Origin of the sequence: Parabacteroides sp. AM58-2XD (assembly GCF_003463685.1) — a bacterium.
Taxonomy (GTDB): Bacteria; Bacteroidota; Bacteroidia; order Bacteroidales; family Tannerellaceae; genus Parabacteroides; species Parabacteroides segnis.
Window position 1 is genome coordinate 1 of record NZ_QSDP01000107.1, and the last position, 22,254, is coordinate 22,254.

Below are 22,254 nucleotides of genomic sequence, written 5' to 3' on the forward strand. Positions count from 1 at the left end.
CAATTTTCAATTAAGTATAAAAAGTATAGCTAATTAGACAAAATGATGAAAAATTCAGGATTCTTATTATTACTGTTATTTATAGCGATAACAACCTTTAAATCAACAGCTAAAGAACAAAAACTAGTCTATCAAATCGACATAAAGAAAGAGATTGATAATACTACCCGCTTATACCTTCGTAACGGATTGGAAGAAGCGAAATCATTGGGAGCCGATGCCGTTCTTCTTCATATGAACACCTATGGAGGATTGCTCGAAGCTGCGGATTCAATGCGTACCGCAATCTTGTACAACCCTGTTCCCGTCTACGTTTTTATCGATAACAATGCCGCTTCGGCCGGAGCGCTGATATCGATTGCGTGTAAAAAAATCTTTATGAGGAAAGGCGCCAACATCGGTGCCGCGACTGTCGTTAACCAAACCGGAGCCGCTTTGCCTGATAAATATCAATCATACATGCGTTCGATGATTCGATCGACAGCCGAAGCACACGGAAAAGATACGATCATCCAAGGGACAGATACTACATACAGATGGAAAAGGGATCCGCTGATAGCCGAAGCCATGGTAGACGAACGTGTCATTGTTCCGAATCTGATCGACTCGGGCAAAGTGCTCACCTTCACTGCCGACGAGGCGCTGGAATGGGGATATTGCGACGGTATTGCGGAAACACCCGGTGAAGTGATCACAAAGTATCTGGGATACAACGATTATGAACTGAAGACATACGAACCGTCCTGGTATGACGACCTGAAAGGTTTCCTGATGAATCCGATGTTGCAATCGCTTCTTATCATTATTATTATAGGAGGTATCTATTTCGAAATGCAAACGCCGGGGCTCGGCTTCCCGTCGGCAGCAGCCATCGTCGCCGCGACTCTTTATTTCGCACCTTTATATATGGACGGACTGGCACAGAACTGGGAAATACTGGTCTTTATCATCGGATTACTGTTAATTGCAGCGGAGATATTTATCATCCCGGGATTCGGTATAGCGGGCATCAGCGGCATCATCTTTCTGGTTACCGGATTGACACTCAGCCTGCTGAATAATACGGATTTCAACTTCGAAGCAGTTTCTTCCAAAGAAATCGGAGAAGCGGCATTGACCGTCCTGATCGGATTGGGGCTGGGCTTTGTACTGATGATCTGGTTATCCAACAAAATCGGGACAAAAGGTCTGTTCCGGAAAGTAGCGCTCCACAAAGACCTTGAAGACGCCCACTCCTCCCCTTCATTGACTCCGCTGATCGGGAAGGAAGGAACAGCCTTCACCGTACTCCGTCCTTCGGGTAAAGTAATGATCGACAACGAACTCTACGATAGTGTATCGGATTCCGGCTTCATTGAAAAAGGGACAAAAGTGAAAGTGGTCCGTTTTGAGAATGCACAGGTATATGTGGAAACCTCCGGCCTATAACGCCAGCTTATCGTTGCCGGGCACCCGTTGATAAAAAATACGTTTATCAACGACCACATATTCCAGGGCATCGATCGCCAGCAAATCGCTCAGAATATTTTTGGCCGTGTAATAATTTACATGGCCAATACGGCAAAGCTGACCCGCATTGATATAAGGATATTGCTCCAGGTAAGAGAACAGCCGTTCTACCGGCTTACTGATCTTCACCAGTGTCCCGTCTTTCCGGCGCTTTTTCTCCCACGAAAGAACCAGAATCTCATTTGCCAGGATATTCTCGTCGGCTACGCGGATATAGGCTTTATACTTATCCTCTTTATCAGGCGCCAGGTGAGGTTTGTCCGCACTGGGCGCTATATAGATTTCCAAAACGGTTTTCCCGTTTATTTCCCAGCGGGTAGCCTCGAAAGGGACTTCCGGCTGAGTGTACATTTTAGATGCAGCCTCAATCATATAATACTCTTCCTCACTACGGACACCGGAGATATTCCCGTTGTCTTTCACCCCAATCAGCAACCGACCGCCATCGGTATTGGCAAAAGCAGACAAGGTGCGGGCAATCTTCTTACTGTCGCTCACTTCGAACTTAAAATCGAGTTGTTGATGCTCGCCCTGTTCAATCAATGCTTCTATCGGATGTTTCTTCTTCATTTTGGCTCATTATTTGACCTGCAAAATTAAAATAAATGTATAACTTTGCCAACCGAAAAAGAGTGAAAGCATGTCACAGATCCCTTCATTAATTTCAGACCTGGCAGTAATACTGATTTCTGCGGGGCTTGTTACTTTGCTTTTCAAGAAATTAAAGCAACCGGTCGTACTTGGCTATATTGTTGCCGGAATTCTGGCAGGACCAGCCATTAAAGAAATCCCTACCGTTACAGACGTAGAAAGTATCCGTATCTGGGCCGACATCGGTGTCGTGTTCCTGCTTTTTGCCCTGGGACTGGATTTCAGTTTTAAGAAACTGATGAAAGTCGGAGGTACCGCCGTTATCGGAGCGGTCACTGTCGTTATCGGGATGATGACGCTCGGCTATATCACCGGATTGTCGCTCGGCTGGGGGCACATGAACAGTCTTTTCCTAGGCGGAATGCTTTCCATGTCGTCCACGACAATCATATTCAAGGCTTTCGACGATATGGGACTGCGCAACCAACGGTTTGCCGGAGTGGTGTTCGGGATATTGGTGGTGGAAGACTTATTTGCCGTCCTGCTGATGGTTTTGCTTTCCACACTTGCCGTCAGTAAACATGTCGAAGGGATGGAGTTACTCGACAGCGTGATAAAACTGGGGGTATTCCTGCTCTTCTGTTTTGTAGTCGGTATTTACCTTATTCCTTCTTTCCTGAAAAGAGCACGGACTTTCCTCAATGACGAAACCCTGCTGATCGTCAGTATCGGCCTATGCCTGGGGATGGTCATGATCGCGACTAAAGCCGGATTTTCTTCTGCACTTGGCGCTTTCGTGATGGGGTCTATCCTTGCTGAGACAATCGATGCGGAACATATAGAACATATCGTAAAACCGGTAAAAGACTTGTTCGGAGCCATTTTCTTCGTTTCCGTCGGCATGCTGATCGACCCGGTATTACTTTGGGAATACAAAATACCGATCCTGATACTGACACTTGTCGTCATGGTCGGACAGATACTTTTTGCCACCTTCGGCGTACTATTATCAGGACAGACTGTCAAAGTCGCCATCCAGTCCGGTTTCTCGCTGGCACAGATCGGTGAGTTCGCCTTTATCATCGCCTCTTTGGGACTGACGCTCAAAGTAACGGATAATTTCCTTTACCCGATCGTTGTGGCCGTATCTGTCATAACAACCTTTTTTACGCCCTATATGATACGTATGGCCGAACCGGCTTATAAAATAGCTGAACGAGTCATCCCGGCAAGCTGGATGAGTTTTCTGGAACGTTATTCTTCTGGCTCCAACACGATCCGGCAGAAAAGTGCCTGGGACAAACTGCTGAAAGCGCTGGTACGTATCGTAGGCACCTATACGGCTGTCACGCTGGTACTGATCTTTATCTGGTTGCAATTCGTCGCTCCGTTCATTATCGACCAGCTACCGGGACTACAAGGACAAATCATATCCCTGGTTCTGATCCTTCTCCTGATCTCACCGATGCTGCGTGCCATCATGATGAAAAAGAACCATTCCGTAGAATACCAGCAATTGTGGCACGACAGCAAATATAACCGTGGTCCGTTGGTTTCCCTGATTGTGCTCCGTATTATATTATGTATAGGACTCGTCATGCTGCCGATTGCACGACTGCTGAACACAGCTGTCGGAATAGGGCTCGCCATCGCAGCCACCGTCATAGCCCTGGTTATCTTCTCTAAGCGGTTGAAGAAGCAGTCGATCCTGATGGAACGCCATTTCTTCACAAACCTAACGGCACGTGAACTGGAGAACGAACGGAACGCTCCCATCAACCAACGGTTCGCCAGCCACCTGCTGGAACGCGACCTTCACCTGGCTGATTTTGAAGTGAAGCAAAACTCCCCCAGCATGGGCAAGACACTCAAAGAACTTAATTTCAGGCAGAAATGCAATGTAAACATCGTTACTATTATCCGGGGAAGCAAGCGTATCAACATACCGGGAGGAAACGAGCGGCTTTATCCGTTTGATAAGCTGGTCGTAGTCGGTGCGGATGACGACCTGGCCCATTTCCGCCAATATATAGAGGAGCGTTATAAAGAATCGCTGAATAACCTCCAGGAGACTAAAGAGGTGAATATGGAACAATTCTTTATCAGTGAAGGCTCCGGACTTATCGGCCGGACCATCCTTGAATCCGGAATACGCGATAACTCCGGCTGTCTAGTGATCGGCATCGAACGGGATGCCCGTTCAATCAAAAACCCGCCTCCCACAACCGTATTCGAGCAGGGAGACATTGTATGGATCGTCGGCGAACATGAGAAAGTGCTTCGTCTCAGCGAAGGTAAAACAGTAAAATAATTAACTAACGAATAAAAACAACCGGAGTATGAAGTTTATAGGAATAATACCGGCAAGATATGCCTCCACCCGCTTCCCGGGGAAACCTCTGGCCGACATGGCCGGCAAACCCATGATACAGCGTGTGTATGAACAAGTGAAGGATGTGCTGGATGCCGTATGTGTAGCTACCGACGACAGCCGTATCGAAGCAGCCGTGAAAGCCTTCGGCGGAAATGTCGTTATGACTTCCGACCAGCACCGGAGTGGTACCGACCGTGTTTACGAAGCCTACACCAAGGTAGGACAAGGATACGATGTCATTGTCAATATCCAGGGAGACGAACCTTTCATCCATCCGGAACAGATCGAGACGTTAAAAGCATGTTTTACTGATGCCGGCACACAGATTGCCACACTGGTGAAACCATTCCGTCCGGACGATGACTTCGAAACGACATTGTTCAATGCGAACTCACCGAAAGTAGTTATCAACAAGAATAACGAAGCAATGTATTTCAGCCGTTCCATCATTCCTTATATGCGCGGCAAAAATTACCAGGAGTGGTTACCCAACCATACATATTACAAACATATCGGTTTGTATGCTTACCGGGCCGATACGTTGAAAGAAATCACCCACCTGCCCCAATCGTCACTGGAGCTTGCCGAAAGCCTGGAACAACTCAGATGGCTCGAAAACGGCTACAAGATAAAAGTCGGCATCACCCAGCAGGAGACAATCGGCATCGACACGCCTGAAGACATGGAGAAAGCACTTGCTTTTCTTAGCCGACAGCATGGCTAAACGCAGTAAGCGCCAGCAATACCAGTAAAAGTCCGGAAGTGACAGATACAGACCATACACTGATCTGCATATACCGGACTTTCTTAAACTGCGTAGCCACCAACACACAAGCCAGCATGATAGCCGGGAAAAATGCCGGAAGCCATGCCTGTGGATATTGATATGCCTGTTCTTCTGAAAGTGAATACAGTTCTTTCAGGAATTCAGGCAGCACAGTACCCGTTATCAATAGCAAAGCCCAGTACACCCAATGCTTCTCTCCTATTTCCGCTTCGTACAACAGCACAAGGATTACAAAAATAAACAACCGGCTCCCCACCATACAATAAACCGCAAACAACAAAACAAACCCTGTCACCCAGGAGAGCCATTTTACCTTTATCTGTATATAACCACAAAATATATACAAAACAATAACTAAAGAAAGAATAGAATTCAAATGATAATAAGGACTACAATAGGTTCCCCACTCCATAACCACCGGAAACAGAGCATACAAAGGAGCCATATTCCCTACATTGAATTTCCGCAGAATAAATAAAGAAGCCCACCATTCCAGCATCAACACGGCTGTAATCAAAACAGCCCCGCCACCGACAGGAACAAACAAAGACGTAAGTACTTTCGCCATTGAACAAGCCAGCCATGCAGGTTTCCCCCAATAGCCGACCAACACTTCCGGCAAACTCGCAACACTTACCACCTCTTCCTTCAGGAACAAATGATCCGAATCAAAAAACTGGAAAAAGATAACACATAGCAATGCAAAGAGTCCAGCTACCCTCTTTTGCAAAAGCTTTTCTTTCTTATCCATCAGTGAACTATTTTTAGACCTATTAAACTCAAAACGTAAAGTCGGCACTTGCTATTCCGACAGGATAAGTCGTCAACGTAAGCATAATCATCAATAGTTGACTCATATATAATAGTGCAAATATATAAACATTTTAATACAATGCACGACACATTTCTTCAAATTCAAGCGATTGTACAAAATATACAACTTATTGCATAATCCGGACACAAAGAGAGGCGTACCTAAGTCTTTTCCAGACCGGCACGCCTCTCTTTTATTTATCTTGCAGAAAAAGCTGTTATCTTTTCTTTTTCTGATCCTGTTGTTTCTTCAACTGGTCCTGCTGCATACGCTGCGCTTCTTCCAGACGTTTCATGAAACCTGATTTCTTCTGAGGCTTCTTCTTGTTGGCTTCCAGCTTGGCCAGCAGCTTATCTTCATTAATCGTATAACGGAACACCAATGTCTGAACAATCGTGATCAGCGTAGAAATGAAGTAATAGTAAGTCAGACCCGACGCATACTGGTTAAAGAATACCAGGAACATCAGCGGCATCATATACATCATCGCCTTCATACCCGGCATCTGTTGCTGTCCGGTATTGGTCATTTCCATATTATACTTGGTATAGATAACGTTGGTGATTGTCATCAGCAGACAGAACAAACTGATGTGGTTACCAAAATACGGAGTAATAATAGGAATATATTTGTTCCAACTGAAAATAGCATCGTATGTTGATAAGTCGTGCGCCCAAAGGAAACTCTGGTGACGCAGTTCGATTGCCGACGGGAAGAACATGAACAGGGCGATCAAAATCGGCATCTGCAACAGCATCGGGATACAACCCGCCATCGGGCTTGCCCCAGCTCGGCTATACAGTTCCATAGTTGCACGCTGGCGTTCCACCGCTTTCTCCTGTCCCGGATACTTGGCATTAAGCTCTTCCACCTGCGGACGAAGCACACGCATCTTCGCAGACGACATATATGATTTATATGTCAACGGGAATAAAATCAATTTCACGATAATCGTCATCAACAGGATGATCAGACCGTAACTCTTGATATATTTACCCAGGAAGTCAAACATCGGAATGACGAAATACTGGTTCACCCAACGGAAGACACTGGCACCCAACGGAACCAAGCGTTCCAGATCCAACTGCTGGTCCGAAGCAATCCCTTTGTCATACGATTTTAGCAACGGATAGCTGTTCGGCCCGAAGAAATAACGGAAAGTCGTTGCCTCATTGCCTCTCAGGTCGAAAGGAACGGCTGTTGTAGTCTTAAACTCTTTAACGATACCGTCTGCCTCAACCATCTTTGAATCGAAAGTGGCGCTTTCAAAACCTTCATCGGCAATCATCACCGTCGAGAAGAATTTATCTTTATAAGCAATCCATTTCAGACGGCCCGACACCTTCTTGTCTTCACTCTTGCTTTCGCTCAATTGCTCCACATCATCGGACAGGAACTTATAATATAAAGCAGTATATCTGTTTTCATATTTGATACCCTGTTCCTGCTGGCGGATTTTCTGACGCCATACCATATCCAAAGCAGTCGTACTCGGAGCCAGGACACCGTTCAGACCCGTTCCCTTTATATCGAACTGAACCATATAATCGTCCGGCTTGACTGTATAGATAAAGTCCAGCGAACTGCCTTCACCTGTATTTAACCGCATCACCAACTGGTTCGGGTCCTGTGTTTTCACCGGAGTGAAATACAGGTCGGCCGTGTTCAATACGCGGTTGGTTGCTGTTACCAGGGTAAAGTCAAGCGAAGCCTCTTTTCCTTCAAACAAGATGACCGGCTTATCATCATAGGTTGTATAATCCTTCAGGCGGGCATATGAAATACGTCCTCCTTTATTACTGATATGCAGTTCGATCAGGTCATTCGCCAATACAGTTACATCGTCTGTTCCTGTCATTGCTTCAGCGAATACACCGAAACTGCTCTTCAGCCGGGCATCTCTCGCAGAATCCGGCAAGCTATCAAAAGAATTATCGGCAGTGCTTTTGCTGTCTTCGCGTTGCAACTCCGCCTGTTTAGTCAGTTCGATCTGAGCGATCGAGTCCTGATAACGGCGCTGGGCTTCCAACTGCTCAGGCGTCGGTTTGTTAAACCAGCTGAATGCAAATAAAACAATACCAATAAGCAGAAAACCAATTAATGTGTTTTTATCCATCTATAACGTTGTTATTTATTATCAATAGCGGCTTTCACAAAGCTCACGAAAAGTGGGTTCGGATTAACTACCGTACTGTTGTATTCCGGATGGAACTGAACACCAACGAACCATTTCAACGCAGGAATTTCTACCACTTCCACCAGACCGGTTTCCGGGTTCTCGCCTGCACATTTCATGCCGGCTTCTTCAAACTGTTCGCGATACTGGCTGTTGAATTCGAAACGGTGGCGGTGACGTTCCTGGATATGTTCTTTTCCATAAGCCTCATAGGCTTTGGAACCTTTCTTCAAGATACAGTCGTAAGCTCCCAGACGCATAGAACCTCCCATATTGGTAATGTTCTTCTGTTCTTCCATCAAGTCGATCACCTTAAACGGCGTATTCGGCTCCATCTCGGTCGAATTGGCATCCGTCATACCCAAAACGTCGCGGGCAAATTCAATCACCATACATTGCATACCCAGACAGATACCAAGGCAAGGCACATCGTTTTCGCGGGCATATTTCAAGGCTGCGAACTTTCCTTCGATACCGCGCTGTCCGAATCCCGGAGCAATCAGGATACCATCCATGTCCTTCAACTGTTCAGCCGCATTGGCTTCAGTCAGTTTTTCCGAATGGAACAAATGAAGATCCAGTTTGCGGTCGTTGTAGATAGCTGCTTGCAACAATGATTCGTCGATTGACTTATAAGCATCCTGTAATTCCACATATTTACCAACCAGACCGATCTTAACTGTTTCGGTAGCATCTGTCTTTTTCTTCAGGAACTCTTTCCAAGGTTTCATTTCCGGAGTCGGTCCTACTTCCAATCCCATCTTTTTCAGGATAGTTACATCCATGTTCTGACGCTGCAATACCAACGGAACTTCGTAAATAGTAGGAACGTCGACCGACTGCACTACAGCGTCGGCGTCTACGTTACAGAACAAAGCAACCTTGCGGGTAATATCATTACTCAGCAAATGTTCGGTTCTCAAGACCAGTACATCCGGCTGGATACCCAGTTCCTGCAACTGTTTTACAGAATGCTGTGTAGGTTTCGTTTTAAATTCTTTCGCAGCTGCGATATAAGGTACATAAGTAAGATGTACACATATACAATTCTTACCTAATTCCCATTTCAGCTGGCGAACGCTTTCGATGAAAGGCAGCGATTCGATATCGCCTACTGTTCCACCGATTTCCGTGATCACAAAGTCAAACTTGTACTTCGATCCCAGCAGCTTCACATTTCTCTTGATCTCGTCGGTGATATGAGGAACAACCTGCACAGTCTTGCCCAGATAATCGCCCTTGCGTTCCTTATTTATCACACTCTGATAAATACGACCTGTCGTAATATTGTTCGAGCGTGTAGTCGGAACATTCAGGAAACGTTCATAATGTCCCAGGTCCAGGTCCGCTTCATGTCCGTCTACGGTTACATAACATTCACCGTGCTCATAAGGGTTCAATGTACCCGGATCGATATTAATGTAGGGGTCAAACTTTTGGATAGTAACCTTGTAGCCTCTCGCCTGAAGGAGTTTACCCAATGATGCAGCAATAATTCCCTTTCCTAAAGAAGAGACTACGCCGCCCGTAACGAAGATGTACTTTGTATCTGCCACGATAGTAATATTTTAATTGTCTTTAATTGCTCACTCGCATTTCAAAACTGCAAAGTTAGTCATTTTCATTCAGACAGCAAGTGTCTCGGATATTTTTTCAAAACACATTCATCCGCGTTCCGGTTTCCCTATTAGTTCAGATTGTTATATGATGTGAAAGATTAGTAGATTTCATACTTTTTATCTAATTTCGCACCGTAGATACTTATAGATTGTAAATAAAAAGGAATTATGGTTATCAAGAGATACTTCATTCTATTTTCTATACTTTCATTATTGGCAAACCTGGCAAATGCACAGGAAGTGACAACTATTACCGGAACCAATCTTAAAGATACAGTACAGAGCAATGCGGCTGATACTATCCCTATGATTGAAATCGAAGATCCGGACCTGGATAATATCATAAGCCTGCGGGCACAATTCGAGAAACAAAACCAGTCATATTCTGCACCGGTCACACCGAATGAAAATCTGCTTCGCTTCCTGAAAAAAGACGAAGTGGAATTGTCGGACGAAGCCATGTACTGGGCACGTCTGGTGCGCGATGCTTCCACTATATTCGACGCGAATATGACATTCCAGGATACAGTTATAGCAGACCCATTGTTTTTACCGCTCATATTCAAAGGGAAACTCCTTCCGAAAGATCTTTCCTTCTACGATGAAGATGCATGGAAAAATAAAATCGATATCCCGCAACCTTTTATTCAGGACACCATATTTAAAGAAGAGGTGTTCAGACAGCAGTTCCGCGAGAAAGCACAAAGAAATATAGAAGCTAATCATCCTGAATATTTCCGTTATTCAATGAGGGATCTACCTCAGGACAAAGTAGTTGCCAAAGTGATCAGAAAGCCGACTTATCAACCGGACCTGATCAAGGTAGAAAGCGAAGCAGACTTCAGTGACGTGGATGCACCGGTAAAATTCATTCCCGAAAGACGTTACTGGACGTCACATTTCGAAAGTTCTTTACAGTTTGCTCAGAATTACATCTCTCCAAACTGGCATAAAGGGGGTGTAAGTACGCTGAACCTGACCAACCGCGAACTGTTTACATATAATTATAATAAGGATAAGATAAAGTTCGACAATTCACTGGAAATAAAGAACAACCTGTATACCGCTCCCAAAGATACTTTGCGCGATTACAAAGTCGGAGATGACGTGTTCCGTATCTACAGCAACTTTGGTTATAAGGCATTCAACAAATGGTACTACACACTGGATCTGGACTTCAAAACCCAGCTTTTCAGCAGTTATGCCGAAAACCAGAACGTTAAACTGGCCGGACTGCTCTCCCCTTTCAGTATTAACTTCGGTCTTGGTATGAAATACGACCTGGATAAAACGTTCGCGTCGTCCAAACACAAAAAAGTAACGTTAAGTGCCAACCTTGCACCGTTATCTTATACGTACGTTCGTACATTAGATAAAGACATCGACCTGGGCCGGCATTTCCAGAAGAGAGACGGAGAAGAAGAGTTTCCTTACAAACAAAGCCTGTTCGGTTCTACCGTCAACGCAACTATGACATTCCAGTTCAGCAGGAATATCATCTGGTATTCGCGTATCTATTACATGACAGATTATAAACGTATCCAAGGAGAGTTCGAAAACCGTCTGAATATGGCAATAAGTCGATTCTTCTCGACTATCATCTCGCTGAACTTACGTTATGATGATGGTATCTCCAAGCATGAAGACTTCGACAGCTACTTACAGATTAACGAGTTGTTGAGCTTTGGCTTTAATTACAAATGGTAAGCTGAACACGATTATTTCTGTAATAAACTTTGTTAATCGTGACATAATATCCAAATAATCCTTACTTTTGCCCCTGATTTTGCAATGTCGAGATTACAAACATGAGTGAAAGTATCAGTCACAACGGAATAATAGAGAAGATCGATGGCAATGCGGTCTTTGTCAGGATCATTCAACAATCGGCCTGCTCCGGTTGCCACGCACAAAGCATGTGCAGCGCATCTGAAAAGAAGGAAAAGATCATTGAAGTGAACGACAATAACCCCGGTAGATTCCATGTGAACGAAAAAGTAACCCTATGCGGCCAGAGTTCGCTCGGCCTGCAAGCGGTTTTTCTGGCTTTTGTGCTTCCTCTGATTGTTGTAGTTGCGGCGATTGTAGCAGGAAGCTGTTTGCAATGGGACGAAACAACCAGCGGGTTAACCGGTCTATTACTACTAGTTCCCTACTACAGTATATTATACTTTTTACGCGAGAAACTGAAAAGAAAATTTATATTTACCTTGAAAAAACTTAATTGATCAAATATCATGATTTTAATTGCCGTTATTTCATTAGGAGCCATTGGAGCCATCGGCGCAGTATTCCTCTACGCTGCCTCCAAGAAGTTTGAAGTATACGAAGATCCTCGTATCGCAGAGGTCCAGGAGGCATTGCCCGGAGCCAACTGCGGAGGTTGCGGTTATCCCGGTTGCGGCGGTTTTGCGGCAGCCTGTGTAAAGGCCGATTCACTGGAAGGACTGCTTTGTCCGGTCGGTGGCGCCGAAACAATGGGTAAGGTCGCATCCATCCTCGGTATGGAAGCTGCTACTGCCGAACCAATGGTAGCAGTTGTCCGTTGCAACGGAACCTGCCAGGCCCGTCCGCGCACCAACCAGTATGATGGCGTAAAAAGCTGTGCCATAGCATCCTCTTTGTACGGAGGCGAAACGAACTGTACGTTCGGTTGCTTGGGTTACGGCGACTGCGAAAGTGCCTGTACCTTCGACGCCATCCACATCAATCTAACGACCGGACTGCCGGAAGTGGACGAGGACAAATGTACTTCATGCGGAGCCTGCGTCAAAGCTTGTCCGAAAAACATTATCGAACTGCGCAAAAAGGGACCGAAATCACGCCGTATCTTCGTCAGCTGTGTAAACAAAGACAAAGGAGCTGCTGCCCGTAAAGCATGTGCGAACGCTTGTATCGGTTGTGGTAAATGTGTGAAAGAATGTCCGTTCGAAGCAATCACGCTCGAAAACAACGTGGCTTATATCGACTACCGCAAATGCCGCCTGTGCCGTAAATGCGTAGCTGTATGTCCGACCGGAGCAATTCACGAATTGAACTTCCCGCCCCGTAAAGAAGCCGCCCCTGCTGTGGACGCCGACAAAGTAAAGCCAGTAACGCCAAAAGCTACACCGGCCCCTAAAGCCGAAGCAACGACAAAAGTCGAAGCTGCACCGGCGACAGCGCCTGAAACAAGAACAAAAGAAGAAACAACTCAAAAATAAAAATCTAATAGTATGCTAAGGACATTTCGAATCGGAGGTATACATCCACCCGAAAATAAATTGTCTGCCGGGAAGAAAATCACCGGACTGGCTATACCCAAGCAGGTTATTATACCGCTGAGCCAGCATATCGGGGCTCCTGCCCAGGCTGTGGTAAAGAAGGGTGATACAGTTAAAGTAGGTACACTTCTCGCCAAAGCCGGAGGTTTTGTATCGGCGAATATCCACTCGTCGGTATCCGGTAAAGTAAACAAGATAGATAACGCTCTCGACGCAAGCGGATACAAACGTCCCGCTATCTATATTGATGTGGAAGGTGACGAATGGGAAGAGTCGATCGACCGCAGCGAAACGCTCGTGAAAGAGTGTCCGCTTCCTTCCAAAGAAATCGTAGACAAGATCGCCGCAGCCGGTATCGTCGGTCTGGGTGGTGCGACATTCCCCACACAGGTCAAACTGATGCCGCCTCCCGGAAGCAAAGCCGAGATCATCATTATCAACGCTGTAGAATGTGAGCCGTATCTGACTTCCGACCATTCGTTGATGATGGAGAAGGCAGAGCAGATCCTGGTCGGCGTTACGCTGTTGATGAAAGCTGTAAATGTAACAAAAGCTGTGATCGGTATCGAAAACAACAAGCCCGATGCCATCGCTCATCTGAGTAAACTAGCTACAGCCTATAAAGGTATCGAGATTATGCCGCTGAAAGTACAATATCCGCAAGGAGGTGAAAAGCAATTAATCGACGCTGTGATTCGCCGTCAGGTGAAGAGCGGTGCACTGCCTATTTCCGCCGGAGCTGTAGTACAAAATGTAGGAACGGCTTTTGCAGTGTACGAAGCGGTAATGAAAAACAAACCTTTGTTTGAACGCGTCGTTACCGTGACAGGTAAAGCGGTAGCCAATCCTTCCAACTTCCTGGTCCGTATGGGTACACCAATCAGTGCACTGATTGAAGCAGCCGGTGGCGTTCCTGAAAATACAGGAAAGATAATCGGTGGCGGCCCGATGATGGGAAAAGCCTGATTGCTCCGGAAGTACCGGTAACGAAAGGTAGTTCAGGCGTATTGCTCTTGACGAAAGAAGAGTCTGTCCGCAAACCGATGCGCGACTGTATCCGCTGTGCCAAATGTGTCAGCGTTTGTCCGATGGGCCTCAACCCTACCCTGCTGATGAATGCAACAGAATTTGCAGAATGGGATTTGGCCGAGAAGAATTATATCACCGACTGTATCGAGTGCGGTTCTTGTAGTTATACCTGCCCGGCCAACCGTCCGTTGCTGGATTATATCCGTTCGGGTAAAGGAAAGGTAATGGGTATCATACGGGCACGAAAGTCATAAAAACAGAGCAATATGGAAAATAATTTAATAGTATCTCCTTCGCCCCATATCCACGGCGGCGATAGCATAAGCAAAAATATGTATGGTGTACTGATTGCCCTTGTTCCGGCTTTCCTGGTATCCCTCTACTACTTCGGACTGGGTGCGCTGATCGTTACTGCAACATCGGTCGTAGCCTGTGTCCTCTTTGAATATCTGATCCAGAAGTTCCTGATGAAAAAGGAACCGACCGTATGTGACGGTTCGGCTATCCTGACCGGTGTGCTGCTGGCATTCAACCTGCCGTCGAACCTGCCTGTATGGATCATCCTGATCGGTGCACTGGCGGCTATCGGTATCGGTAAGATGTCGTTCGGCGGACTGGGTAACAATATCTTTAACCCGGCATTGGTCGGACGTGTATTCCTGCTGATCTCTTTCCCGGCACAGATGACGACGTGGCCGGAAGTCGGACAGCTGACAGCCTACACCGACGCAACCACCGGTGCAACTGTTTTATCACTGATGAACGAAGGGGCACTCGACAAGTTGCCTACCCTGGTAGATATGTTGTTAGGTAAAATGGGCGGTAGCCTCGGTGAAGTAAGTGCACTGGCATTGTTGCTGGGACTTGTCTTTATGTTATGGAAAAAGATTATTACCTGGCAGATTCCGGTTTCTATCCTGCTGACCGTATTTGTATTCACTGGTATTATGCACCTGGTTAATCCGGTACAATACGCAAGTCCGTTCGTTCACCTGCTGTCGGGAGGTCTGATGCTGGGAGCCATCTTTATGGCAACCGACTATGTGACTTCGCCCATGAGTAAGAACGGTATGCTGGTTTACGGTGTCGGTATCGGTATTCTGACCACCGTTATCCGTCTGTTTGGTTCTTATCCGGAAGGTATGTCGTTTGCTATTCTTATTATGAATGCATTTACCCCGCTGATCAACAGTTATATCAAACCTAAACATTTTGGAGGGAAATAAGCATGGCAAAACTAAAATCAACATTACCCAATATGCTCTTGTCGCTTACCATCATCTGTTTGGTTGCGGGAGCGATATTAGCCGGAGTAAATATGTACACCACCGGCCCGATAGCAGCCTCTAAAGCTGCAGCGCTGGAAGCTGCTATCAAAGCTGTAACTCCTGAATTCGATAACAAACCATCGGAGGATGCTTATATGGCAGTTACGGCCGACGGCGATTCCCTGAAAATCTATCCGGCTTCCAAAGGCGGAGAGTTCGTAGGTGCAGCTGTCGAAAGTAATACAAAGAAAGGATTCAGCGGCGAGATCAAAGTAATCGTCGGATTCGATAAGGAAGGCAAGTTATTGAATTATTCCGTATTACAACATGCGGAAACTCCCGGCTTGGGAGCTAAGATGCAGGAATGGTTCAGTACGGACAAGAATAAACAAAGCGTGCTGGGCCGCAGCCTCTCCGCCGGACCATTAAAAGTAACTAAAGACGGTGGCGACGTGGATGCTATCACAGCAGCAACCATCACCAGCCGTGCATTTCTGGATGCGGTGAACCGTGCTTACAGCGCATTCGCCGGAACTGACGGAGTAACCGGTGCAACAACCGCTAACACTAACGAGGGAGGAAACGACAATGAGTAATATGAAAGTATTGATGAACGGTATCATCAAAGAGAACCCGACATTTGTCTTGTTGCTGGGTATGTGTCCAACTCTGGGAACAACTTCTTCAGCACTGAACGGTATGAGTATGGGACTGGCCACCATGTTCGTTCTGATCTGTTCCAATATGGTTATTTCAGCCTTGAAGAACCTGATCCCCGACATGGTACGTATTCCTGCCTTTATTGTCGTAATCGCTACATTCGTAACCGTCGTGCAGATGTGTATGGAAGCATTCGTTCCGGCTCTTTACGCCAGCCTGGGATTGTTCATCCCGTTGATCGTTGTAAACTGTATCGTGTTGGGACGTGCGGAAGCATTTGCCGCTAAAAACGGAGTGATCCCTTCCGCATTCGACGGATTAGGTATGGGACTCGGCTTTACGCTGGCACTTACCTTGCTGGGAGCAACCCGTGAACTGTTGGGAACAGGTAAACTGTTCGGCCTGACACTGATGCCCGAACAATATGGTTCGCTGATCTTTGTATTGGCTCCGGGTGCCTTCATCGCGCTGGGTTACCTGATTGCTATTGTTAATAAATTGCGTAAAGCCTGATATTAAAAAACGAAAGATATGGAATATATACTAATATTTATCGCAGCCGTATTCGTCAACAACGTAGTGTTGGCGCAGTTCCTGGGTATCTGTCCGTTCCTGGGCGTATCGAAGAAGGTGGAAACGGCAGCCGGTATGGGTGCAGCAGTAACATTCGTGTTGACGATCGCAACCATCGTTACTTTCCTGGTGCAGAAATATATCCTGGATAAGTTCGGATTGGGCTTTATGCAGACCATCAGCTTTATCCTGATCATCGCCGCACTGGTTCAGATGGTCGAGATCATACTGAAAAAGGTTTCTCCGGCTCTTTACCAGGCACTTGGCGTGTTCCTTCCGTTGATTACCACCAACTGCTGTATCCTGGGTGTCGCCATCCTCGTAATACAAAAAGAATATAATTTATTGGAATCTGTTGTATATGCAATATCAACAGCTATTGGATTTGCGCTAGCTTTAGTTATCTTTGCAGGGATAAGAGAACAGTTGGCTTTGACACGTGTTCCCGAAGGTATGAAAGGTACCCCTATTGCGCTGATAACAGCCGGTTTGCTGGCAATGGCGTTTATGGGATTCTCCGGAATCGTATAATTAATCTAAATAGAGACTAGCATGAAAAAGAAAATCTTAGTAGCAGGTGGAACCGGATATATTGGCTCACACACTACAGTTGAGTTGCAGAATGCAGGTTATGATGTAGTTATCATCGACGACCTGTCAAACTCCAATATTGAAGTGTTGGATGGCATTGAAAAGATCACAGGTATCCGTCCTGAATTCATCAAACTGGATTTAAAAGATAAAGAAGGAACCCGCGAAGCACTGAAGGCTCATCCGGGTATCAATGGTATCATCCTTTTCGCAGCAAGCAAAGCTGTTGGCGAATCGGTTCAGCAGCCACTGAAGTACTACCGTAACAATGTTGTTACGCTGGTAAACCTGCTGGAATTGATGCCGGAATTTAATATCGAAGGAATCGTATTCTCTTCTTCCTGTACCGTTTACGGACAGCCTGATCCCGAAAACCTGCCTGTAACAGAAGATGCCCCGATCAAACCGGCAACATCTCCTTATGGCAACACCAAACAGATCAACGAAGAGATCATCCGCGATACTATTCACGCAAACGCTCCGTTCAAGAGCATTATCCTGCGTTACTTCAACCCGATCGGTGCTCACCCGAGTGCAGAAATCGGCGAATTGCCTAACGGCGTTCCCCAGAACCTGATCCCGTATCTGACACAGACTGCAATCGGTATCCGCAAGGAACTGAGCGTATTCGGTGACGACTATGATACACCTGACGGCTCTTGTATCCGCGACTATATCAATGTAGTCGACCTGGCAAAAGCACACGTAATCGCTATGGACCGTATGCTGGGTGGTAAAACAGAAGAGAATGTTGAATATTTCAACCTGGGAACCGGTAATGGTGTAACAGTGTTGGAACTGATCAATACATTCGAAAAAGCTACCGGTGTAAAAGTTCCTCACAAAATCGTAGGCCGCCGCGAAGGTGATATCGAAAAAGTTTGGGCTAACCCGGAACGTGCCAACAAAGTATTGGGCTGGACTGCTAAAGAAACGTTGTCCGATACATTGGCTTCTGCCTGGAAATGGCAGGAAAAACTACGCGAACGCGGTATCCAATAAAAGAAAAGTCTTTTTAAATAAGCATGCCGGAAGATTCTCCAGAGATTTCTTCCGGCATTTTTCTTGCCCCCCTGCATGTAACCGGAACTTATCAATGAAACGTTGACTGAGCTTCAAAACCAACATCAGACATCAAAACAGACTCATCGGAGGACTGGATTCGTCAATTAGCAGAAAAAAACATACATTCCTATTGAATTATAACGCTTTTTCCATCTCCATACATATTTTTTATCTACTTTTGGGGATTCCTTTCGTAACAGACAGATGATTTGTTATATAAATGGTGATAAAAAACATGACAAGCGAATATAAAGAGAAGTTACAAGCGTACGGAGTTAACCTGGACAGTGCATTAAACCGTTTCATGGATAATGAACAGTTTTATGAAAGAATACTTTCCAAATTCCCTATGGATGAAAACTTCATCCTGATGGAAAGAAGCCTCAATGAGAATAACATTTCCCTGGCTTTCAGATATGCCCATACATTAAAAGGACTGGTGGCTACGCTTGACCTGACAAATATATCGGACATATTGATCCCGATGACAGAAAAACTCAGAACCGGAGATACTGAAGGTATGCAAGACCTGTTTGATCAGCTGAAAGTACAGTACAAACTAATCTGCGACCTGATTACCGAACACAAAGCAAGATAATAAACAAACTGCATGAATAAGAGGCTTAAATCAAATGAATCATTGGCTAACTACCAATATCTCATGGATACTATCTGGACTATCTATCTGGAAGATGGAAGTGTCGAAATACAAAAAGACTCCATGATTCCGGAGTTGGAAAATACGAAACATGATTACGTCATTCTCAATAACACGATAAAGAATGATGTCTATCCGCCTGACCATACTCTATGGGACGAAACGGTTTCGCTTGAAGCCTTCCGTAAAATGATAGCCGAAGGATGTTTCCACAAAAAACTCGACATGCGTTTCTGTAACGACCATTTCGGTTTTGAATGGCACGAAGCCTTTATAGATATCTTGACTAACAAAGAAGGCATACCCGACAGGGTTGTCTTCTCCAGCCACAATGTTAATGATTTCAGGAAATCACAAATCATTGAAACAGCCGTAAAAGCTGAATACGACTATGTGATTTATATCGAAGCCTCTAAAAACAGTTATGTCATGTACACTTCCGGTACGGAAAGCGAAACACCTCCCCCGGTAGCCAGCAGCAACTATGAAGCGGTAGTTGCAGAGTACAACCGACAATATATGGAGCCGGAGTTTTGCGACACAATGACCGAGAAGATGAGTATCGCCCACGTCGATCCGATACTGCGACAACATGGAGAGTATATTTTATACGGTACCATGATAGAAAACGGTGAAAACCGTGAAAAGAAAATACGGTTCAGCTACTTCGACAGGGAACAAAACATCTGGCTGATGACCAGGACCGACATAACGGAAATCAAGGAAGAAAGAAAACAGAAACTATTGTTGCAGGAAGCCCTACAGAGCGCAACAGCCGCCAACCGTGCCAAGTCAGACTTCCTGTCACGAATGAGCCATGACGTACGTACTCCCATAAATGCAATCGTGGGTATGACGGCAATAGCCGGCCTTCATATGAACGACCAGAACCGCATAGCCGACTGCCTGAAGAAGATAACCATATCTTCCAAACTCCTGCTCAACCTGATAAACGAAGTATTAGATATGTCGAAGCTCGAAAGCGGTAAGATCATGCTGACGGAAGAGACATTCAAACTCGACGAACTGCTGGAAAGTTTATTCATCATGGTGCAGTCGGCCTTTGAAGCAAAAAAGCAAAAGTTAGTAATACACAGCAAAGTAAAGCACGAATGCCTGATCGGTGACGTACAACGCATACAACAGGCACTGTTGAATATGCTGACAAATGCAATCAAATATACCCCGGACAAAGGACTAATACAAATTTCAGTCGAGGAGAAACCTTCCGTTTATAACGGTTATGGGCAATTTGAAATAGCCGTCACGGACAATGGCATAGGAATGAAACCTGAATTCTTAAGCAAAGTATTCGAGCCGTTCGAACGGTCGGACGATAAAGCCATCCGCAATATCCAGGGGACCGGACTCGGTATGGCAATCAGTCGTCATATCGCTCAGATGATGAACGGGGATATCCTGGTAGAAAGCGAATATGGAAAAGGTTCCAAATTCACCATGAGATTCCATGTCAAACTGGGAGGCATGGATGAATACGACAACAATCTATTAATAGACCTGCCGGTATTAGTTGTGGATGATGATGATGTATCCTGCGAAATAGCCTATGAAAACCTGCAAGAATTAGGAATGAAACCGGAATGGGTTCTTTCCGGTCAGGATGCGGTACAGAAAGTAAACGAAGGAAACAATTATTTTGCAATCATCATAGACTTGATGATGCCCAATATGAATGGCATTGAAACAACCTACAAAATACGGGAATGCGTAGGACCGGATATTCCTATTATCATCATTTCGGCTTACGACTATTCCGGCTACGAAATCGAAGCCCTGAAAGCAGGAGTCAACGGTTTCATCTGTAAGCCTATCATGAAGTCCAAACTGTTTCACCTGATGAAAAAGTTTGCCACAAACAAAAAAGAGGAAGAACAGGCAACTGTCGTACCATCTATCGTCTCCTCTTTTCCGGACAAACGGATACTCGTTGTGGAAGACAACGACCTGAACCGTGAGATCGCTTATGAGTTGCTACAGGAAACCGGTGCTGAAATTGAAACAGCCAGCGACGGACTGGAAGCAGTCAACAAGGTTTCCGCTTCCCCCGAAGGATATTACGATTTCATAATCATGGATATACAAATGCCTGTCATGGACGGTCTTGAAGCCACTCGGCAAATCCGTCTTCTCGACCGGCAAGACATCAAGGACTTACCGATCGTAGCCATGTCGGCCAATGCTTTTGCCGAAGACGTACGGCTAAGCCTGGAAGCCGGGATGAACGAACATATCGCCAAACCCATAGAAATAGACAGGCTTTACAGTGTTATGGGAAAGTGGTTCCGTTGAATACCCCCAACCGATTTATTTCAACAGTGCATCGATAGCTTCACGCCAATCTTCCCCGTTTTGGGGTTGGTAGGTGATGAAGCCCAGTGTGCGTCCTACTTCAATATTGCTTTTACCATCATCCACAAAGAGCGTCTCTGCCGGAATCAGTCCGCTGTCTTTGATCATATAGTCAAAGATCCGCCGGTCGGGCTTAGTTACGCCAACTTCATACGAGGTGTACATTTTATCAAAATAGGCACCGATCGGACGACCTGCCGGAGTAAACTCGTTTGTCCTTGCCCACCCTTCCTGGATGATGGGATTGGTATTGCTCAACAGATAAACATTGTAGCGCTCGCGAAGTTTCAACACATAATCGAGCTTATATTGAGGCGTATCGACGATAAATCCCAGCCAACCGGATTTTATATCTTCATACGTCAGGTCTTTCCCCGTATGCTCCCGAAGCTTTTGGCAAAACTCGTCAGCACTGATCGTACCGTTTTCCACTTCCAGAAAGATCCCTTTCTGCTCATAAGGATCCAGCAACTGTTCCGCATCCTCCACTCCGATCTCTTTAAAGCGACGAACTGCCTGATCATGGTCCAGGTCTATAAAAACTCCTCCTAAATCAAATACAATGTTTTTAATCTTTGCCATAATTATCTCTTTTTACATCTATCTTTATCTCTACTTCCTGACAAAGATAAGCATAATAAGTGTAAAGCAACAACTATTCGAATACCTGCAACTGTTTTTGTCAAAGACACTTAGTACCCGAGTGTAAATCGCTCCTGATGATGTTTTTCCTGTTCCAGTTCATCAATCATGGCAACAGCGAAATCTTCTACGGAGATGTTGCTATCCCCACTTTCATCAGGGCAGACGCATTAAAAATTATTCTCTTGTAAAAGTGTCTCCAAAAAGTTCTCATCCCATCCAGCTTTAAGTCTTTTAAGGTTAATGCTCCCCTTCGTCTTATTAT

At 45.5% G+C, this 22,254-nt stretch carries 18 protein-coding genes and 2 pseudogenes; 14 read left to right on the forward strand and 6 right to left on the reverse strand.

Translation table 11 applies throughout. From position 1 onward, the window contains the following. The first annotated feature begins 42 nt into the window (after positions 1-42). On the forward strand, positions 43-1,428 hold the full coding sequence (locus DXA15_RS20340; protein ID WP_199676404.1) for a nodulation protein NfeD: 1,386 nt from the start codon (positions 43-45) through the stop codon (positions 1,426-1,428). Here the strand turns inward: DXA15_RS20340 and DXA15_RS20345 are convergent. After that, entirely contained in the window at positions 1,423-2,079 is a 657-nt protein-coding gene (locus DXA15_RS20345) for a helix-turn-helix domain-containing protein (RefSeq protein WP_128135243.1), read from the reverse strand. The two genes, DXA15_RS20340 and DXA15_RS20345, sit on opposite strands and share 6 nt — an antisense overlap. A gap of 70 nt (positions 2,080-2,149) precedes the next feature. Between DXA15_RS20345 and DXA15_RS20350 the strand changes: the two genes are divergently transcribed. Both DXA15_RS20350 and kdsB read left to right on the forward strand, forming a co-directional pair. Beyond that, positions 2,150-4,411, forward strand: coding sequence for a cation:proton antiporter (locus DXA15_RS20350; RefSeq protein WP_128135244.1), 2,262 nt, complete (start codon positions 2,150-2,152; stop codon positions 4,409-4,411). Positions 4,412-4,439: 28 nt separating this feature from the next. Further along, positions 4,440-5,198, forward strand: coding sequence for a 3-deoxy-manno-octulosonate cytidylyltransferase (gene kdsB / locus DXA15_RS20355; protein WP_128135245.1), 759 nt, complete (start codon positions 4,440-4,442; stop codon positions 5,196-5,198). On the opposite strand, the gene DXA15_RS20360 is transcribed toward kdsB, so the two are convergent. The 3 genes from DXA15_RS20360 to DXA15_RS20370 form a co-directional block, all read right to left on the reverse strand. Further along, positions 5,179-6,012 carry a DUF6057 family protein gene (locus tag DXA15_RS20360; protein WP_128135246.1) on the reverse strand — a complete coding sequence of 278 codons (834 nt, stop codon included), beginning with the start codon at positions 6,010-6,012 and terminating at the stop codon, positions 5,179-5,181. The genes kdsB and DXA15_RS20360 overlap by 20 nt on opposite strands. A gap of 280 nt (positions 6,013-6,292) precedes the next feature. After that, the gene (yidC, locus tag DXA15_RS20365) at positions 6,293-8,191 is read right to left on the reverse strand and encodes a membrane protein insertase YidC (RefSeq protein WP_128135247.1); all 1,899 of its coding nucleotides are present in this window, start codon (positions 8,189-8,191) and stop codon (positions 6,293-6,295) included. A gap of 11 nt (positions 8,192-8,202) precedes the next feature. Beyond that, positions 8,203-9,807 (reverse strand): CTP synthase, encoded by a 1,605-nt coding sequence (locus DXA15_RS20370; protein ID WP_128135248.1) that lies wholly within the window; start codon positions 9,805-9,807, stop codon positions 8,203-8,205. A 231-nt stretch (positions 9,808-10,038) separates the two neighbouring features. On the opposite strand from DXA15_RS20370, the gene DXA15_RS20375 reads away from it, so the two are divergent. The 11 genes and pseudogenes from DXA15_RS20375 to DXA15_RS20425 all read left to right on the forward strand — a co-directional run bounded on the left by DXA15_RS20375 (position 10,039) and on the right by DXA15_RS20425 (position 21,287). Then, positions 10,039-11,577: a DUF3078 domain-containing protein gene (locus tag DXA15_RS20375; protein ID WP_128135249.1), complete on the forward strand. Its 1,539-nt coding sequence runs from the start codon at positions 10,039-10,041 to the stop codon at positions 11,575-11,577. A gap of 101 nt (positions 11,578-11,678) precedes the next feature. Continuing rightward, complete coding sequence (locus tag DXA15_RS20380) at positions 11,679-12,098, forward strand: SoxR reducing system RseC family protein (RefSeq protein WP_128135250.1); 420 nt, start codon at positions 11,679-11,681, stop codon at positions 12,096-12,098. A gap of 9 nt (positions 12,099-12,107) precedes the next feature. Then, positions 12,108-13,073 carry a Fe-S cluster domain-containing protein gene (locus DXA15_RS20385; protein WP_128135251.1) on the forward strand — a complete coding sequence of 322 codons (966 nt, stop codon included), beginning with the start codon at positions 12,108-12,110 and terminating at the stop codon, positions 13,071-13,073. A 12-nt stretch (positions 13,074-13,085) separates the two neighbouring features. Further along, a pseudogene (gene rsxC / locus DXA15_RS20390) lies at positions 13,086-14,416 on the forward strand (electron transport complex subunit RsxC). A gap of 12 nt (positions 14,417-14,428) precedes the next feature. After that, positions 14,429-15,388 carry an RnfABCDGE type electron transport complex subunit D gene (locus DXA15_RS20395; protein ID WP_128135252.1) on the forward strand — a complete coding sequence of 320 codons (960 nt, stop codon included), beginning with the start codon at positions 14,429-14,431 and terminating at the stop codon, positions 15,386-15,388. 2 nt (positions 15,389-15,390) lie between these two features. Beyond that, on the forward strand, positions 15,391-16,026 hold the full coding sequence (locus tag DXA15_RS20400) for an RnfABCDGE type electron transport complex subunit G (RefSeq protein ID WP_128135253.1): 636 nt from the start codon (positions 15,391-15,393) through the stop codon (positions 16,024-16,026). Then, positions 16,019-16,603, forward strand: a complete 585-nt coding sequence (locus tag DXA15_RS20405) for an RnfABCDGE type electron transport complex subunit E (RefSeq protein WP_028728844.1) — start codon at positions 16,019-16,021, stop codon at positions 16,601-16,603. Before DXA15_RS20400 ends, DXA15_RS20405 begins: the two co-directional genes overlap by 8 nt. An 18-nt stretch (positions 16,604-16,621) precedes the next feature. Then, the gene (rsxA, locus tag DXA15_RS20410) at positions 16,622-17,194 is read left to right on the forward strand and encodes an electron transport complex subunit RsxA (protein WP_007657600.1); all 573 of its coding nucleotides are present in this window, start codon (positions 16,622-16,624) and stop codon (positions 17,192-17,194) included. 21 nt (positions 17,195-17,215) lie between these two features. Further along, the gene (galE, locus tag DXA15_RS20415) at positions 17,216-18,256 is read left to right on the forward strand and encodes a UDP-glucose 4-epimerase GalE (protein ID WP_007657598.1); all 1,041 of its coding nucleotides are present in this window, start codon (positions 17,216-17,218) and stop codon (positions 18,254-18,256) included. Positions 18,257-18,554: 298 nt separating this feature from the next. Continuing rightward, positions 18,555-18,917, forward strand: a complete 363-nt coding sequence (locus DXA15_RS20420) for an Hpt domain-containing protein (RefSeq protein ID WP_128135254.1) — start codon at positions 18,555-18,557, stop codon at positions 18,915-18,917. Between the two features lie 12 nt (positions 18,918-18,929). After that, positions 18,930-21,287: a hybrid sensor histidine kinase/response regulator gene (locus DXA15_RS20425; protein ID WP_128135255.1), complete on the forward strand. Its 2,358-nt coding sequence runs from the start codon at positions 18,930-18,932 to the stop codon at positions 21,285-21,287. 15 nt (positions 21,288-21,302) lie between these two features. Here the strand turns inward: DXA15_RS20425 and DXA15_RS20430 are convergent, their stop codons facing one another. Both DXA15_RS20430 and DXA15_RS20435 read right to left on the reverse strand, forming a co-directional pair. Then, entirely contained in the window at positions 21,303-21,929 is a 627-nt protein-coding gene (locus DXA15_RS20430) for an HAD family phosphatase (protein WP_128135256.1), read from the reverse strand. 110 nt (positions 21,930-22,039) lie between these two features. Then, a pseudogene (locus DXA15_RS20435) lies at positions 22,040-22,138 on the reverse strand (NAD(P)-dependent oxidoreductase); the annotation flags it as partial. Positions 22,139-22,254 lie beyond the last annotated feature (116 nt).